This is a genomic window from Janthinobacterium salmonicoloratum (assembly GCF_051380845.1).
Taxonomy (GTDB): domain Bacteria; phylum Pseudomonadota; class Gammaproteobacteria; order Burkholderiales; family Burkholderiaceae_D; genus Janthinobacterium; species Janthinobacterium lividum_F.
On record NZ_JBNYXV010000008.1, the window covers coordinates 200831 to 216324 of the forward strand.

The window sequence follows — 15494 nt, forward strand, 5'->3', positions numbered from 1 at the left end:
ACAGTAGCCGATCTTGTATCGGTGATTGCCTCGGCAGCTAAGCAGCAAGCAACGCGGAATTCCGTTTCCTCCGTGCCTTGCTGAGCAAGGTGCGGTGTCTCGTGCGGCCAGTCTGGCCGCGCCCCCCCCTCTTTCCGATCGCGACCGGCTACTGACCCGGATTGCCCTCAAGCACCGTGGCTGCTCATGGTACGCTTGCGGCACGCAAGTCTTGCCTGCGGCTGCGCCGCCCGTCAACACCTCGCCGTGAAAGGAAGAGCATGAATCTCTTCACCCGCTTATTCGAATCGTTCCTGCGCAAGCGCCATACGGCCGGCAACTTCCGCCGCCGCGCCATGCCGCTGGAAAACAGCACGGCCCGCCCCGTGCCCGACCATCTGGCGCGCCAGCTGCTGGCCGCCGCCCATGAAGGCCTGGATAGCGCCCTGAACCGCCTGCATACGCGCCTGGAAGGCTTGCGCGATGCTGAAGCGCAAGTCATCGGCGCGCAAACGGGGCCGAACGAGGTCGAGCATGAAAAACCGCTGGCCTGGTACCAGCACCTGTGGCTGTGCTACAAGAATCCGTTCAACCTGCTGCTCACCGTCCTGGCGATTGTTTCCTACCTGACGGAAGACCCGAAGGCGACCATCGTCATCGGCACCATGGTGATTTTGTCGACCCTGCTGCGCTTCGTGCAGGAAGGCCGCTCGAACCGGGCCGCCGAACGCCTGAAAGCCATGGTCAGCAATACGGCCACCGTGCTGCGCAATGGCCAGCAAAGCGAGCTGCCCATCCGCCAGCTGGTGCAGGGCGACATCATCGTGCTGTCGGCCGGCGACATGATTCCCGCCGACTGCCGCTTGCTTTCCGCAAAAGACCTGTTCGTCAGCCAGGCCGCCATGACGGGTGAATCCTTGCCCGTGGAAAAGATGGCCGAGCTGGCCGATAGCAATGGTAAAGACCCGATGGAACTGGCCAATTTGCTGTTCATGGGCACGAATGTGATCTCGGGCGCCGCCACGGCGCTGGTCCTGGCGACCGGCAACCGGACGTATTTCGGCACGATCGCCACGCGCGTGACGGCTACCGAGCGCACGCCGACGGCCTTCGAAGCGGGCGTCAACAGCGTCAGCTGGCTGCTGATCCGCTTCGCCCTCGTGATGGCGCCGCTCGTGTTCCTGATCAATGGCTGGACCAAGGGCGACTGGATGGAAGCGTTTTTGTTCGCCCTCTCTGTCGCCGTGGGCCTGACACCGGAAATGCTGCCCATGATCGTCACCAGCACCCTGGCCAAGGGCGCCGTGAAACTGTCGAAAAAGAAAGTCGTCGTGAAACGCCTGGATGCGATCCAGAACTTCGGCGCCATGGATGTGCTGTGCACGGACAAGACGGGCACCCTGACGCAGGACAAAATCGTGCTCGAGCGCCACACGGACGTGTTCGGCCAGCCGTCCGATGAAGTGCTGCAATTCGCCTATTTGAACAGCCACTACCAGACGGGCCTCAAAAACCTGCTGGACCGCGCCGTGCTCGACCATGTGGAATTGCAGACGGAAATGCAGCTGGCCCGAGATTACGTGAAAGTCGATGAAATCCCGTTCGATTTCGTGCGCCGCCGCATGTCCGTCGTCGTTTCCGAACGCGACGATCACCATGAACTGATCTGCAAGGGCGCCGTCGAGGAAATCCTCGCCGCCTGCAGCCATCTGCGCTTGGGCGGCGTGAATATTGCGCTCGACGCCGCCCTGCTGGAAAAGGTGCTGGAAACCACGCACGGCTTGAATGCGGAAGGCTTGCGCGTGGTGGCCGTGGCCGTCAAGGAAGTGCCGCCGCATAAAACCGTGTACGGCGTAGCCGATGAAACGGCGCTGACCCTGATCGGCTACGTCGCGTTTCTCGACCCGCCGAAGGAATCGACGGCGCCCGCCCTGCGCGCGCTGGCGGAACACGGCGTGACCGTGAAGGTATTGACGGGCGACAACCACCTGGTGACGGCGAAGATTTGCCGCGAAGTGGGCCTGGCCGTGCATGGCGTGCTGCAAGGCCCGCAACTCGACGACATGGACGATGCCACCCTGGCCAGGGCAGCCGAAGACAATACCGTGTTTGCCAAGCTCAGCCCGCTGCACAAGGAGCGCCTGGTGCGCGCCCTGCGCGGCAACGGCCATATCGTCGGCTTCATGGGCGACGGCATCAACGACGCGCCCGCCCTGCGCGCGGCCGACATCGGCATTTCCGTCGATTCGGCCGTCGATATCGCCAAGGAGGCGGCCGACATCATCCTGCTGGAAAAGAGCCTGATGGTGCTGGAAGAAGGCGTACTGGAAGGCCGGCGCACCTTCAGCAACATGCTCAAATACATCCGCATGACGGCCAGCTCGAACTTCGGCAATGTGTTTTCCGTGCTGGTGGCCAGCGCCTTTTTACCGTTTTTGCCGATGCTGCCGCTGCACTTGCTGGTGCAAAACCTGCTGTATGACGTGTCGCAGATCGCCATCCCGTTCGACAACGTGGACGCCGAACTGATCCAGCAGCCACTGAGCTGGAACCCGCGCGACATCGGCCGCTTCATGGTCTTTTTTGGCCCCATCAGCTCGATCTTCGACATCAGCACCTTTATTTTGATGTGGCATGTATTTGGCGCGAATACGCCGGAACAGCAAACCCTGTTCCAGTCCGGCTGGTTCGTCGTGGGCTTGCTGACGCAAACCCTGATCGTGCACCTGATCCGCACGCCCAAGCTGCCCTTCATCGACAGCATCGCCTCCGTGCCACTGCTGGTGGCCACCACCGCCATCATGGCCGTGGGCGTATTCCTGCCGATGGGTCCGCTGGCGACTTACTTCAAGCTGCAAGCCTTGCCCTTGGGCTACTTCCCCTGGCTGCTGGGCATCCTGGTCTGCTACACGGTGCTGACGACGTTCATGAAACGCGTGTATCTGCGCAAATTCGGCTGGCAATAGTATGATGAGCCGCTCTTTCTTCTACAAAAGGCGCGCATGAGCGGCTCTCCTCCTTCCAAGCGTAATCTCGCCCTGCTGCTGTCGGCGCTGGTGTTTCCCGGCAGCGGGCATTTCTTATTAAAACGCAAGGCGCGCGGCTGCCTCTTTTTCGTGCCGGCCCTGGTCGCGCTGGTGCTCGTATTGCGCCAGATCATGGCACGTTTGGACCAGCTTATGGCACAGATCGACAGTGGCGCCCTGCCCCTCGACGTGCAGCTGATCATGGAAAAAGTGGAGCTGCTCTCCGCCAATGACGGACCCGCCATGACGGTGGCCGTGGGCGTGCTGGCCGTGTGCTGGATCGGCAGCCTCATCGATACCTTGCTGCTCAAGCCATGACGGCGGAAGCCCAGGCGCGCAATCTACGCAAGGAGGCAAAGATGCAGGCACGCCGCGCGCAGCTGGCGCTCAAGCGCCAGGACCACGGCGGCCCGCTGGCCTGGCGCGGCTGGTTCGACGGTTCCGCCCATCCGAACCCGGGCAAGCTGGGCATAGGCGCCCTGCTGCTGGGGCCGCATGGCGAGCGTATCGAAGTGAGCGAGGCGGCCGGTTATGGCAGCAGCAGCGACGCGGAATATGCGGCCCTGACGGCCGTGCTGCGTGCGGCGCTCGGCGTGCGCCCGCCGCCCGTGCAACTGCTGCTGTACGGCGACAGCCAGGTGGTGATCAATGATGTGCTGGGAACGACGCCGGTCGGCGCCAAGGGACTGGAAACGCAGAGGGCCACCGTGGTGGCCCTGCTGGAACAATTCACTGATGTGAGCTTGCGCTGGCTGCCGCGCCACAGGAATGGCGAGGCGGACCGGCTGTCGCAGCTGGCGATAGCCGGCTGGGGCGAGAAAGATTAAGCGGCGCGGCCGATCTGCAAGGCAGGCTTGGCTTCCTTGCTTGCAGGACGTTTTACACCTTTCAAACCGCTGACCGTGGCCTGCTGGCCATTCAATTTAAACACGCTGACCACTTGGGCCAGGTTGTGCGCCTGGTGCTGCATCGATTCGGCGGCGGCCGCCGACTCTTCCACCAGGGCCGCATTTTGTTGCGTCACGGCATCCATCTGGCCGATGGCGCGGTTGATCTCATCGATGCCCACGCTTTGCTCACTGCTCGCTGCCGTGATTTCCGTGATGATGTCGCTCACGCGCTGCACGCTGTCGACGATGTCGTTCATGGTCGAACCGGCTTGCGCCACCAGCATGCTGCCCGCGTTGACTTGCTCCACCGAAGCACCGATCAGGGTCTTGATCTCTTTCGCGGCGCTGGCCGAACGCTGGGCCAGGTTGCGCACTTCGGACGCCACCACGGCAAAGCCGCGGCCCTGCTCGCCTGCACGTGCCGCTTCCACGGCCGCATTCAGCGCCAGGATGTTCGTCTGGAAGGCGATGCCATCGATAACGCTGATGATGTCGACGATCTTGTTCGACGAAGCGTTGATCGATTCCATCGTGCCCACCACTTGCGCCACGACTTCGCCACCCTTGACGGCCACTTGCGCCGCCGACGCCGCCAACTGGTTGGCCTGGCGCGCATTGTCCGCATTCTGTTTGACGGTGCTGGTCAGCTCCTCCATCGACGAAGCCGTCTCTTCCAGCGAACCGGCCTGCTCTTCCGTGCGGCTCGACAGATCCTGGTTACCGGCGGCAATTTCCGTCGACGAGGTAGCGATGCTGTCCGTGCCCGTACGCACTTCGCTGACGATGTTGAGCAAGCTGGTGTTCATGTCTTTCAACGCTTGCAGCAATTGCCCGGTTTCATCCTTGGCGCTGGCGTCGATCTGCGCCGTCAAGTCGCCATCGGCCACTTTGCGGGCGATGTCCACGGCCGTGCGCAAAGGACGCACGATACCCATCGTCAACAACCAGGCGCACACGACGCCAAAGCCCAGTGCCAGCACAGCCAGGGTCAGCAGCAAGTTGCGGCTCGTCTTGGCGACTTCGTCGATCTCGCGCGCCGTCGTGTCGATGCTGGTGCGCTGGTGCTGCAGCATGTCGTTGACCACTTTCAGGTATTTCGTCGAACCGGGCACGAAGACGTTCTGGAAAGCTTGCTCCGCTTCCGCTTCCTGCCCATCGGCCTTCAGCTTCGACACTTGCGCGCGCGAATCGAGGTACACCTTGCGCTGTTCACTCACGAGGCGGAACAGTTCCTTTTCTTCCGGACTGGAAATCAAGGCTTCGATTTTCTTTTGCAGTTCGCCCGATACGACGGACGATTGCTTGGCTTCTTCCGCGAAATACGCGCCCAGTGTCGTGTCGCTGCTGCGCGCGATGGCCGTCGTGCGGCGCACGCCGCTGTCGATTTTCGCGTACCAGTCGGAAATATAGCGTTCCTTCGCCAGCGGCAATTCCATCATGTTGCGCGTGGCCATGGCCACGTCATGCAAGCGCCACACGCTGATGCCGGTAATAAGCATGGAAAACAGCAAAATCACGGCAAAACCCAGGCCGAGGCGCACACCAATACTGACGTTTCTTAACAAATTCATGTGAATATCCTAAAAAAGCGGAACCAGACTATATAAAAGGGGTTGCGGCTGCACGGGGCAGCCGCGGCGCTATCAGTGTGTGCCGATGCGCAAGGCAGTTTGTAGCGCTGCCGGGCGTTTCAGTGCGTTCGCTCCGCCGACCTTGGCTTGCTGGCCATTCAGCTTGAACACGCTGACGACTTGCGCCAGGTTGTGCGCCTGGTGCTGCATCGATTCGGCGGCGGCCGCCGACTCTTCCACCAGGGCCGCATTTTGTTGCGTCACGGCATCCATCTGGCCGATGGCGCGGTTGATCTCATCGATGCCCACGCTTTGCTCACTGCTCGCTGCCGTGATTTCCGTGATGATGTCGCTCACGCGCTGCACGCTGTCGACGATGTCGTTCATGGTCGAACCGGCTTGCGCCACCAGCATGCTGCCCGCGTTGACTTGCTCCACCGAAGCACCGATCAGGGTCTTGATCTCTTTCGCGGCGCTGGCCGAACGCTGGGCCAGGTTGCGCACTTCGGACGCCACCACGGCAAAGCCGCGGCCCTGCTCGCCAGCACGTGCCGCTTCCACGGCCGCATTCAGCGCCAGGATGTTCGTCTGGAAGGCGATGCCATCGATGACGCTGATGATGTCGACGATCTTGTTCGACGAAGCGTTGATCGATTCCATCGTGCCCACCACCTGCGCCACGACTTCGCCACCCTTGACGGCCACTTGCGCCGCCGACGCCGCCAACTGGTTGGCCTGGCGCGCATTGTCCGCATTCTGCTTCACGGTGCTGGTCAGCTCTTCCATCGACGACGCCGTCTCTTCCAGCGAACCGGCCTGCTCTTCCGTGCGGGAAGACAGGTCCTGGTTACCGGCAGCAATCTGTGTCGACGACGTGGCGATGCTGTCCGTGCCGCTGCGCACTTCGCCCACGATATTGAGCAGGCTGCTGTTCATGTCTTTCAACGCTTGCAGCAATTGCCCGGTTTCATCCTTGGCGCTGGCGTCGATCTGCGCCGTCAAGTCGCCATCGGCCACCTTGCGGGCGATGTCCACGGCCGTGCGCAAAGGACGCACGATGCCCATCGTCAAGACCCAGGCACAGACGACGCCAAAAGCCAGCGCCAGCGCGGCCAGCGCCAGCATCAGCTTGCGGCTGGTATTGGCGACAGCGTCGATCTCGCGCGCCGTCGTGTCGATCGCGGCGCGCTGATGTTCCAGCAAGTCCGAGACCATTTTCTGGTATTTCGCGGCGGCCGGCACGAAGGTCTTTTCAAACACCTCATTGGCGGCGTCGACTTGCGCTTCCCCCTTCAGCTTGTAGACCTGGTCGCGCGAACTGATGTACACCTTGCGCTGCTCCAGCAAGCCCGCGAACATGGCTTTTTCCTCTGGCTTGTCGATCAGCGCCTCGATTTTCTTTTGCAGCTCGGCCGAGCTGGACGACGAGACTTTCGATTCTTCGGCGAAATAGCCGCTCAGCGAAGTGTCGCTGCTGCGGGCAATGGCGATGGTGCGGCGCACGGCGCTGTCGATGCGGCCGTACCAGTCGGAAATATAGCGTTCCTTGGCCAGCGGTTGCTCCATCATGACGCGCGTGGCACTGGCCACGTCGTGCAAACGCCAGACGCTGATGCCCGTAATGAGCATGGAAAACAGCAGAATCACGGCAAAACCGAGCCCGAGACGGACACCGATGCTGACGTTGCGTAATAAATTCATGTGACTATCCTAAAGAGCCCTGATGCCATGGCTGGCAGTTTCGCGCTGGTGCGGGCTGGCTGCCATGGCGAAACGGGCGTAAAAAGTGAAACTGAAGTGAAACTGGCGCACGGTTCGGCTGAACCGTGCGCCAGGAAATGCGTTAGCGTGCGCCTTGCAGAAAAAGCAAACAATGCTTGGGGTCAATTGTTTCCGACAAACCCGGTCAAAAAGACCGGCGGGAAGAACTTAAGCAGCAAGCTTCTCAATTAAACCCATGTCGGCGCTGGACATCAGCTGGTCGATATCGACCAGGATCAGCATGCGCTCGTCGATGGTGCCCAGGCCGATCACGTATTCCGTGTTGATCGAACGGCCCATGTCCGGCGCCGGCTTGATCTGTTCCGGCATCAGGGTGGTGACGTCGGAGACGCGGTCGACGACCATGCCGACGACGCGGTTGCCGATATTGAGGATGATGACGACGGTGAACTGGTCATAGCTGGGCGTTCCCAGGTTGAACTTGATGCGCATGTCGACGATCGGCACGATGATGCCGCGCAGGTTGACCACGCCTTTGACGAACTCGGGCGCGTTGGCGATGCGGGTCGGCGTTTCATAGCTGCGGATTTCGCTGACTTTCTGGATGTCGATGCCATACTCTTCCTGGCCCAGGGTAAAAGCCAGGTATTCGGCAGCCTTGGCAACGGTTGCGCCAGTGTCGCTGGAAATGGTGTTCATGATAATCCTTTAGTTAATTCGCCTGGGGCGCAAGCCAAGACACGCTGCGCGTAGGCCCTGCAGATGACGGGCCACGCACGCTGGAATGGCTGCCGCTTATATGTTTTTGCAAATACTTTCTCGCAATTAGCTTATGCCTCTAATTTCCGTGCGGCAATGTTACCTCATGTAAATTTTACATGCACTAAAAAAGAGCGCTCGTCTGATTTGCACTTTTCAAAAATGCAACTTATGTGGCGAATACGGCACGCTGGCGTGTCGGGCGCCCACCGCATGCAGCGGCGTTTTATGCCACACTGGCGGCCCCTGCTTTTTACGACTTTGAACCATGCACTCTTTGCTTTCTCAATGGCAACCACGCCTGCTGGCGCTGGCCACGGCTGGCCTGGGCGATGACAGCGCCCACGACCTCAACCACCTGCAGCGCGTCTGGCGCAACGCCAGCGTCCTGCTGCAAGACCATGCGCAAGCCGACGCCCTCACTGTGATGGCTGCCTGCTATCTGCACGACCTGGTCAACCTGCCGAAAAACCACCCCGAGCGCCACCTGGCCTCGCGCCAGGCGGCCGCGCTGGCGTGCCGCCAGCTGGCGGAACTGGATTTCCCACCAGAAAAACTGGCTGGCGTGGCCCACGCCATCGAGACGCACAGTTTTTCCGCCAATCTGCCGCCGCACACGATCGAAGCGCAGATCGTGCAGGATGCCGACCGTATCGACGCGCTGGGCGCCGTGGGACTGGCGCGCCTGTTTTACACGGCCGCGCGCATGGATAGCGCGCTGGCGCATGGCACCGATCCGCTGGCTCAGCAGCGTCCGCTCGACGACAAGGCATATGCGCTCGACCATATCGTTACCAAGCTCGACAAACTGCCCGGCAAGATGCAGACGGCGGCCGGCCGCGCCCTGGCCGAACAGCGGCTGGCCGTGCTGACGGATTTCCGCGCCGTCTTTGCCGACGAATGGGGAACTGCGCTCTGACATGGGTGGCGATAGCCAGCAAGGTCCATGCTGTCTATAATGCAAGCCTCAGCTATCGCGCCGCGCGTCAGCAGAAACCTGCAACGCGCCGGCGTAACGCCAACACGCCGAAAGCATGCATGTCCGATAAAACCAGCCCCGACAGCCATTCCCCGCCCCCCCCCGCGCGCGGCGGCAACCTCAATTTCATCCTCGTCTGCGTCTTCATCGACATGCTGGGCATCGGCCTGGTCGTGCCCGTGCTGCCCATCCTGATCGGCGACTTTGTCAGCGGCAAGGAAGCGCAAGCGTTCTGGTACGGCATCATGGCGGCCGTCTTCGGCTTGCTGCAATTCATCTTCATGCCCATGCTGGGCGCCATCAGCGACCGCGTGGGACGCCGTCCCGTGCTGTTGTACTCGATGGCCGGCATGGGCATCAATTTCCTCGCCACGGGCTGGGCGCCAAATCTGGCCTGTTTGTTCATCGGCCGCATCATCGGCGGCGTCTCGTCGGCCAGCATGTCGGTCGCGTCCGCCTATGCCTCCGACATTTCCACGCCCGACAACCTCGCCAAGAGTTTCGGCAAGATCGGCGCCGCCTTCGGCCTGGGCTTCATTTGCGGGCCCATGCTGGGCGGCCTGCTGGGCGAAATCAATCTGCACCTGCCGTTTTACGTGGCGGCGGGCTTGTCGGCCGCCAATTTCATCTACGGCTATTTCTTCGTACCCGAATCGCTGCAGCCGGGTCCGCGCGCACCCTTCACTCTGGCGCGCATCAACCCGTTTGCCGCCCTGCTGAAGCTGGTGCGCCGCGTGGAGATACGCGGCCTGGTGCTGGCCTTCGGTCTGATGACGTTTGCGCAAATGATGCTCAATACCACCTGGGTGCTGTACACGCATTTCCGCTTCGACTGGACGCCGCGCCAGAACGGCATCGCCCTGTTCTGCGTAGGCCTGTGCGCGGCCGTGGTGCAAGCGGGCTTGCTGGGCATACTCATCAAGCGTTTTGGCGAAGTGCGTTTGTCCTTGCTGGGCATGGCCTCGGGCGCCCTCACCTATTTGCTGTACGGCCTGGCGACGCAGGGCTGGATGATGTATGCGCTGATCCTGTGCAACCTGCTGGCCTTTGCCGCCGGGCCGGCCCTGCAAGGCATCATCTCGAAGGCTTCCGCCGCCAGCGAACAGGGAGAACTGATGGGTTCCCTGCAATCGATCAGCAGCCTGGGCATTATCATCATGCCTTTGCTCGGCAGCATGATCCTGGGCGAAGTGAGTCACTTGCCGCCGCAAGACTGGCGCATCGGCAGCACCTTCTACCTGTGCGCCATCATGCAAACCCTGGGCATCGTGGTGGCCTGGCGCTACTTCAAGGCGCAACGCCAGGCAAGACTTATGGTTTCCACCACAAAGTAGTCGGCGGGATAATATTGCATTTAAGAAATAAATAGGCGAGAATGGGATAATCAGGCGGACGTTGCCAACGCCCGCGATACGATGGTGAGCAAGGATGGGTATGACTGACTTTTATTCCAGCGCCTGGCGCCGAACTGTGGCCATGCTGGCGCTGGCGCTGCCGTCGCTGGCGGGCGCGCAATGCTCGCGCGACATCCAGGTACCCATCTCGGCCATCGGCGCCAGCGTGGTGGTCAATGGCGCCACCATCAGCGGCATCTATCCCGACTTGCTGCGCAACTTGGGCGCCAAGCTCGGCTGCAATTTCATCTTCACGGCCGTGCCCCGTGCGCGTCTGGAAGCGATGTTCGAGGCGGGCAAGGCCGATTTGCTGATCCCTGCCAGCAGCACCTTGCGGCGCGACCAGCATGGCCTGTTCATCCCCATGCTGGGCAGCCGCCCCCTGCTGATCTCGCTACAGGGCACGCGCACACCCATCAACACCATGCAGGAATTGATCGAGCGGCGCGAATTGCGCGTGGCGCTCGTGCGCGGCTACGACTATGGTGCACCGTATCAGGCGCTGGCGAAGGAGCTGAGCAGCCAGGGACGCCTGTTCTACGAAGTTGATGCGCTCTCCGTGGCGCGCCTGATGCAAAGCGGCTTCATCGATGCCACCATCATGGCGCCCACCATCTTGGCCGGCGTGGCGCAGAACGATGCGCGCGTGTATGGCCTCGCCGACCGCCTGCGCCTGGAAGCCCTGCCCGAGCTACCGTGGGGCATGAGCGGCGTCTACCTGTCGCGCAAGTCGCTCACGGCGGAAGACCAGGCGACCCTGCGCGAGCTGCTGGACAAGGCGGGCCGCTCGGGCACCGTGATGGACGCCTTCCAGCGCCATCACCGCCAGGAACTGCTCTCGCTCAGCATACGTCCGCGCTAAGGACATACGCATGTCGGGTTTGGTCGTCGCCGTCGTTTTATTTGCCGCCCTGTTGCACGCCAGCTGGAACGCCATCGTCAAGTCGGGCAAGGATACCTTTCTCAGCACGGTGCTCGTGTCAGTGGGCGCGGCCCTGATTTCGCTGGCTGTTTTGCCCTTTGTCGATGCTCCCGCGCCCGCCAGCTGGCCCTACCTGGCCGCCTCGGCCGTGGCGCAACTGGCCTATTACTCTCTGTTGGCGGCCGCCTACAAGGCGGGCGACATGAGCCATGCCTACCCCCTGATGCGGGGCAGCGCACCGCTCATCGTCGCGCTGGCCAGCTGGCCGCTGATCGGCGAGCGTCTGTCTGCGATGCAGATGGGCGCCGTCGCCTGCATCTGCGCGGGCATCTTCGGCCTGTACTTCGCCGCGCGCCTGCCCGCCATCGGCAGCACGCCGAAAAACACGGGAGGCGCCACCGCCTTTGCGCTGGGCAACGCCTGCGTCATCGCCAGCTATACCCTGATCGATGGCATCGGCGTGCGCCTGTCCGGCGCGCCGGCCGCCTACACCATGTGGATTTTTGTCTTGAACGGCACCGGACTGCTGCTGTGGACGGCGTTGCGCCGCCCCGCCGACTTGCTTGCCTATGCACAAACGCAATGGCGCCTGGCCGCCTTTGGCGGCTTCGGCACCCTCGCCTCGTATGGCCTGGCCCTGTGGGCCATGACGCAGGCGCCCGTGGCCGCCATCGCGGCCCTGCGCGAAACGTCGATTTTGTTCGCCATCGCCATTGCCGCACTATTCCTGCGCGAAAAAATCAGCCCCCGCCGCTACCTGGCCATCGCCATGATCGCGGCGGGCGCCATCCTCATGCGCGCCGGCTAGCGCGCGTCGAGCGGCGCTATCGGCAACTCGATGGCGCTGGCCGCCCCTGCCGCGTGGTACACGCGCTGCGTCGCCTTTCTATAGTGACCTGGGTCGGCCAGGAAGATGTTCGGCACGTAGTTTTGCGGATTGCGGTCGTACAGAGGGAACCAGCTCGACTGTACTTGCACGGCAATGCGGTGACCGGGCAGGAAGACGTGATTCGCGTTCGGCAAGGCGAAGCGGTAGCTCTCCACTTTGCCCGCCGGTATCGGCGTCGGGTGCTCGAAGCTGTCGCGGTAGCGCCCGCGGAAGATATCCATCGCCACGCCCAGCTGGTAGCCGCCCATGGCCGGCTGCGACGGTACTTCGTCCGGATACACGTCGATCAGTTTCACCACCCAGTCCGCATCCGTGCCGCTGGTGGAGGCAAACAGGTTGACCATCGGTGCGCCGGCGATGCGCACGGCCGTTTTCAAGGGCTCGGAAACGTAGCTGAGCACGTCCGTGCGGTCCGCATAGCCGCGCTGGTCGCTGACCAGCCATGGCTTCCACACGTCGGCATCGTTCAGGCGCACGGGACGCGCGACGAATGGCACGGGTTTCGCAGGGTCGGCCACGTATTCATCGAAGGCGCCTTCAGCCGCATCCGCAGCGCCCGATGGCGCCGCAAAGCCCAGTTTGGAACCGTCCTGCAGGTAGATCGGCGTCAGCTTGGTCTCGCAGGTCTCGCAGGCCAGCGGCCACTGCTGCAGGCGCTGCCACTGGTTCGTGCCGCTCTGGTACGACACCACGGGCGCCGTGTTCGCGTCCGGCGCGCCATCCTTCAGGTATTGATTGAGGAACGGTTGCATGACTTTTTCGCGGAACTGGCGCGCCGTATCGCCGTCAAACTTCAGGGCGCCCAGGCTGGAACCGTCATAGTTGACGCCGCTGTGCCGCCACGGGCCGATGGCCAGGTAATTGAGGTTGTTGTGCTTGTCGCGCCCTTCCATCGCAGAGTAGGTGGCATAGGGACCATAAATGTCTTCCTGGTCCCACTGCCCCACCACGTGCATGGTCGGCACGATCAGCGGGCGCTTCGCGAGGATTTTATCGAGCGCCTGTTCTTGCCAGTAACTGTCGTAGGCCGGGTGTTCAAACAGCTTTTTCGTGTAGGTCAGCTTGTCGATGCCGAATTTCTTCGCGTAAGCGCCAGCCGAGCCGATGCGCAGGTACGCGTCGTAGTCGTCGTAGACGCCCGTCACGGGTGCCTCGCCGCTGCCGCGCACGCTTGTCTGCCACGCCAGGTATGACAAGCTGGGCATGCGGAAGGCGCCGTTATGGAACCAGTCGTCGCCGCGCCAGCCATCGACCATGGCGCTCATGGGAATGGCCACCTTCAGCGCCGGATGCGGGTCAACCAGGGCCATCAGCACCGTATGTCCCTCGTACGAGGAACCCAGCATGCCTACCTTGCCATTGCTTTCCGGCACATTCTTCACCAGCCAGTCGATGGTGTCCCACGCATCCGTGACGTTGTCCACCTTGGTATTGTTCAGCGGGCCACGCACGGGGCGCGTCATGACGTAATCGCCTTCCGAGCCATGCTTGCCGCGCACGTCCTGGAACACGCGGATATAACCGTTTTCCACCAGGGTATCATCGCCTTGCGGCAAGGTGGCCAGCATGCTGGCGCTGGTCGCGCGCTGGGCGCGGCGGGCCGCATTGTACGGCGTGCGCGTGAGCATGATCGGCGCTCTTTTCGCGTCTTTCGGTACGACAATCACCGTGTACAGCTTGACGCCATCGCGCATGGGGATCATCACGACGCGCTTGACGTAATCATTGACGTCGGGTATCACCAGCTTGGCGCCGATATCGGGCGTCATGGGTGGCGTTTGCGGCTGCCAGGACGCAGCAAGCACGGGACTGCATAGGGAACTGACAACAAGGGCCAGGCCGGTGAGCCGGACGGGGGACGACACGCGCATACTGTTCTCCAATGATTCATGCCACGCAAAAGTGGCCGAACGGCAATAGTACCCGGAAAGCAAGTTCTGCAGTAGGCCAGCCTCTGACGCAGCGCAGCAGATAAATCGGGGCGCAACTTGACAGAACGCGCACGAACTGCAACCATAACGCCATGAAATTTATCCCTTCACAACACGCCTGCTTGAATTGGTGGTCCCGCTCACTTTCGCGCGGCCACTGCATAGTGATGTGAATTTGATCCACGCCGCCTCGATCGGTGGCGTAACAGGCTCAGCCTGGATCATCCCCGATGCAGGCGGCTCAAAAGGAAACTTGATGAGCTTGCCTAATACTCCCGATACTCCCGACACCGACAACACCCCGGCCGCACCGCTGTCCGCTGCCGCCATCGCTTCGCAATCCGTGATCCTGACGGGCGACCGCCCTACCGGCCCCTTGCACCTGGGCCACTACGTGGGCAGCCTGCGCGACCGCGTCGCCTACCAGAACAGCTACAAGCAATTCATCATGCTGGCCGACGCACAGGCGCTGACGGACAATATGGATGACATCGACAAGGTGCACCGCAATGTCGTCGAAGTGGCGCTCGACTATCTGGCCGTCGGCATCGACCCGACGAAAACCACGGTGTTCATCCAGTCGCAAATCCCGGAGCTGGCCGAGCTGACCTTTTACTACCTGAACATCGTTACCGTGGCGCGCCTCGAGCGCAACCCCACCGTCAAGGAAGAAATCCGCCTGCGCGGCTTCGAGCGCGACATCCCGGCCGGCTTCTTGACCTACCCGGCCAGCCAGGCGGCTGACATCACGGCCTTCAAGGCGGGCGTGGTGCCCGTGGGCGAAGACCAGATCCCGATGATCGAGCAAACGAATGAAATCGTGCGCCGCTTCAACCGCATGTACAACCGTGAAGTATTGATGGAATGCAAGGCGCTGGTGCCGGACATCGGCCGCCTGCCCGGCATCGACGGCAAGGCGAAGATGAGCAAGTCACTGGGCAACACCATCAACTTGGGCGCAACCTCGGCCGAAATCACGGCCGCCGTGAAAAAAGTCTATACCGACCCGCTGCACCTGCGCGTGGAAGACCCGGGCCACCTGGAAGGCAATATCGCGTTTACCTACCTGGATGCGTTTGACCCGGAAAAAGCGGCGCTGGCCGAAATGAAAGCCCATTACGTGCGCGGCGGCTTGGGCGACAGCATCGTCAAGAAGCGCCTGGACCTGGTCTTGCAGGAAATGCTGGCGCCGATCCGCGCCCGCCGCGAAGAATTCGCCAAGGACAAGGGGCAAGTCATCCAGATGCTCAAGGAAGGCACCTTCAAGGCGCGCGAAGTGGCGGCCCGCACGGCCGATGAAGTCAAGTCGGCGCTGGGTCTCAACTACTTCTGATCACAGACAGGAATAGCAAACTGATGCGCTCAGGCGGAGTCGGGTAAAATCCCGCTTCCGCCTGGGCGCAATTCGTTTGTCACCGTGGCATCAGCAATC

At 62.0% G+C, this 15494-nt stretch carries 13 protein-coding genes; 9 read left to right on the forward strand and 4 right to left on the reverse strand.

The window, feature by feature from the left end:
* The first annotated feature begins 260 nt into the window (after nt 1-260).
* The 3 genes from mgtA to ACQ4WY_RS26180 are packed head-to-tail and all read left to right on the forward strand — an operon-like array spanning nt 261 to nt 3832.
* Nucleotides 261-2945: a magnesium-translocating P-type ATPase gene (mgtA, locus tag ACQ4WY_RS26170; RefSeq protein ID WP_436506597.1), complete on the forward strand. Its 2685-nt coding sequence runs from the start codon at nt 261-263 to the stop codon at nt 2943-2945.
* Between the two features lie 36 nt (nt 2946-2981).
* Nucleotides 2982-3323, forward strand: coding sequence for a DUF6677 family protein (locus ACQ4WY_RS26175; protein WP_436506598.1), 342 nt, complete (start codon nt 2982-2984; stop codon nt 3321-3323).
* A 41-nt stretch (nt 3324-3364) separates the two neighbouring features.
* Entirely contained in the window at nt 3365-3832 is a 468-nt protein-coding gene (locus ACQ4WY_RS26180; RefSeq protein ID WP_436506599.1) for a ribonuclease HI family protein, read from the forward strand.
* Here the strand turns inward: ACQ4WY_RS26180 and ACQ4WY_RS26185 are convergent.
* Nucleotides 3829-5466: a methyl-accepting chemotaxis protein gene (locus ACQ4WY_RS26185; protein ID WP_436506600.1), complete on the reverse strand. Its 1638-nt coding sequence runs from the start codon at nt 5464-5466 to the stop codon at nt 3829-3831. The two genes, ACQ4WY_RS26180 and ACQ4WY_RS26185, sit on opposite strands and share 4 nt — an antisense overlap.
* Nucleotides 5467-5538: 72 nt before the next feature.
* Nucleotides 5539-7167 (reverse strand): methyl-accepting chemotaxis protein, encoded by a 1629-nt coding sequence (locus ACQ4WY_RS26190; protein ID WP_436506601.1) that lies wholly within the window; start codon nt 7165-7167, stop codon nt 5539-5541.
* A 27-nt stretch (nt 7168-7194) separates the two neighbouring features.
* On the opposite strand from ACQ4WY_RS26190, the gene ACQ4WY_RS26195 reads away from it, so the two are divergent.
* Nucleotides 7195-7419: a hypothetical protein gene (locus ACQ4WY_RS26195; RefSeq protein ID WP_436506602.1), complete on the forward strand. Its 225-nt coding sequence runs from the start codon at nt 7195-7197 to the stop codon at nt 7417-7419.
* Here ACQ4WY_RS26195 and ACQ4WY_RS26200 read toward each other — a convergent pair.
* Entirely contained in the window at nt 7396-7887 is a 492-nt protein-coding gene (locus ACQ4WY_RS26200; protein ID WP_035818113.1) for a chemotaxis protein CheW, read from the reverse strand. The two genes, ACQ4WY_RS26195 and ACQ4WY_RS26200, sit on opposite strands and share 24 nt — an antisense overlap.
* 328 nt (nt 7888-8215) lie before the next feature.
* Between ACQ4WY_RS26200 and ACQ4WY_RS26205 the strand changes: the two genes are divergently transcribed.
* From ACQ4WY_RS26205 to ACQ4WY_RS26220, 4 genes are all read left to right on the forward strand, one after another.
* Nucleotides 8216-8866, forward strand: coding sequence for an HD domain-containing protein (locus ACQ4WY_RS26205; protein WP_436506603.1), 651 nt, complete (start codon nt 8216-8218; stop codon nt 8864-8866).
* A gap of 119 nt (nt 8867-8985) precedes the next feature.
* Nucleotides 8986-10260 carry a TCR/Tet family MFS transporter gene (locus ACQ4WY_RS26210; RefSeq protein ID WP_436506604.1) on the forward strand — a complete coding sequence of 425 codons (1275 nt, stop codon included), beginning with the start codon at nt 8986-8988 and terminating at the stop codon, nt 10258-10260.
* Between the two features lie 100 nt (nt 10261-10360).
* The gene (locus tag ACQ4WY_RS26215) at nt 10361-11182 is read left to right on the forward strand and encodes a substrate-binding periplasmic protein (protein ID WP_436506605.1); all 822 of its coding nucleotides are present in this window, start codon (nt 10361-10363) and stop codon (nt 11180-11182) included.
* A gap of 10 nt (nt 11183-11192) precedes the next feature.
* Entirely contained in the window at nt 11193-12050 is an 858-nt protein-coding gene (locus ACQ4WY_RS26220) for an EamA family transporter (RefSeq protein ID WP_436506606.1), read from the forward strand.
* On the opposite strand, the gene ACQ4WY_RS26225 is transcribed toward ACQ4WY_RS26220, so the two are convergent.
* The gene (locus ACQ4WY_RS26225; RefSeq protein WP_436506607.1) at nt 12047-14002 is read right to left on the reverse strand and encodes a CocE/NonD family hydrolase; all 1956 of its coding nucleotides are present in this window, start codon (nt 14000-14002) and stop codon (nt 12047-12049) included. The two genes, ACQ4WY_RS26220 and ACQ4WY_RS26225, sit on opposite strands and share 4 nt — an antisense overlap.
* 316 nt (nt 14003-14318) lie before the next feature.
* Here ACQ4WY_RS26225 and trpS point away from each other — a divergent pair, with 316 nt between their 5' ends.
* Entirely contained in the window at nt 14319-15395 is a 1077-nt protein-coding gene (trpS, locus tag ACQ4WY_RS26230; protein WP_436506608.1) for a tryptophan--tRNA ligase, read from the forward strand.
* The last annotated feature ends 99 nt before the right edge of the window (nt 15396-15494 follow it).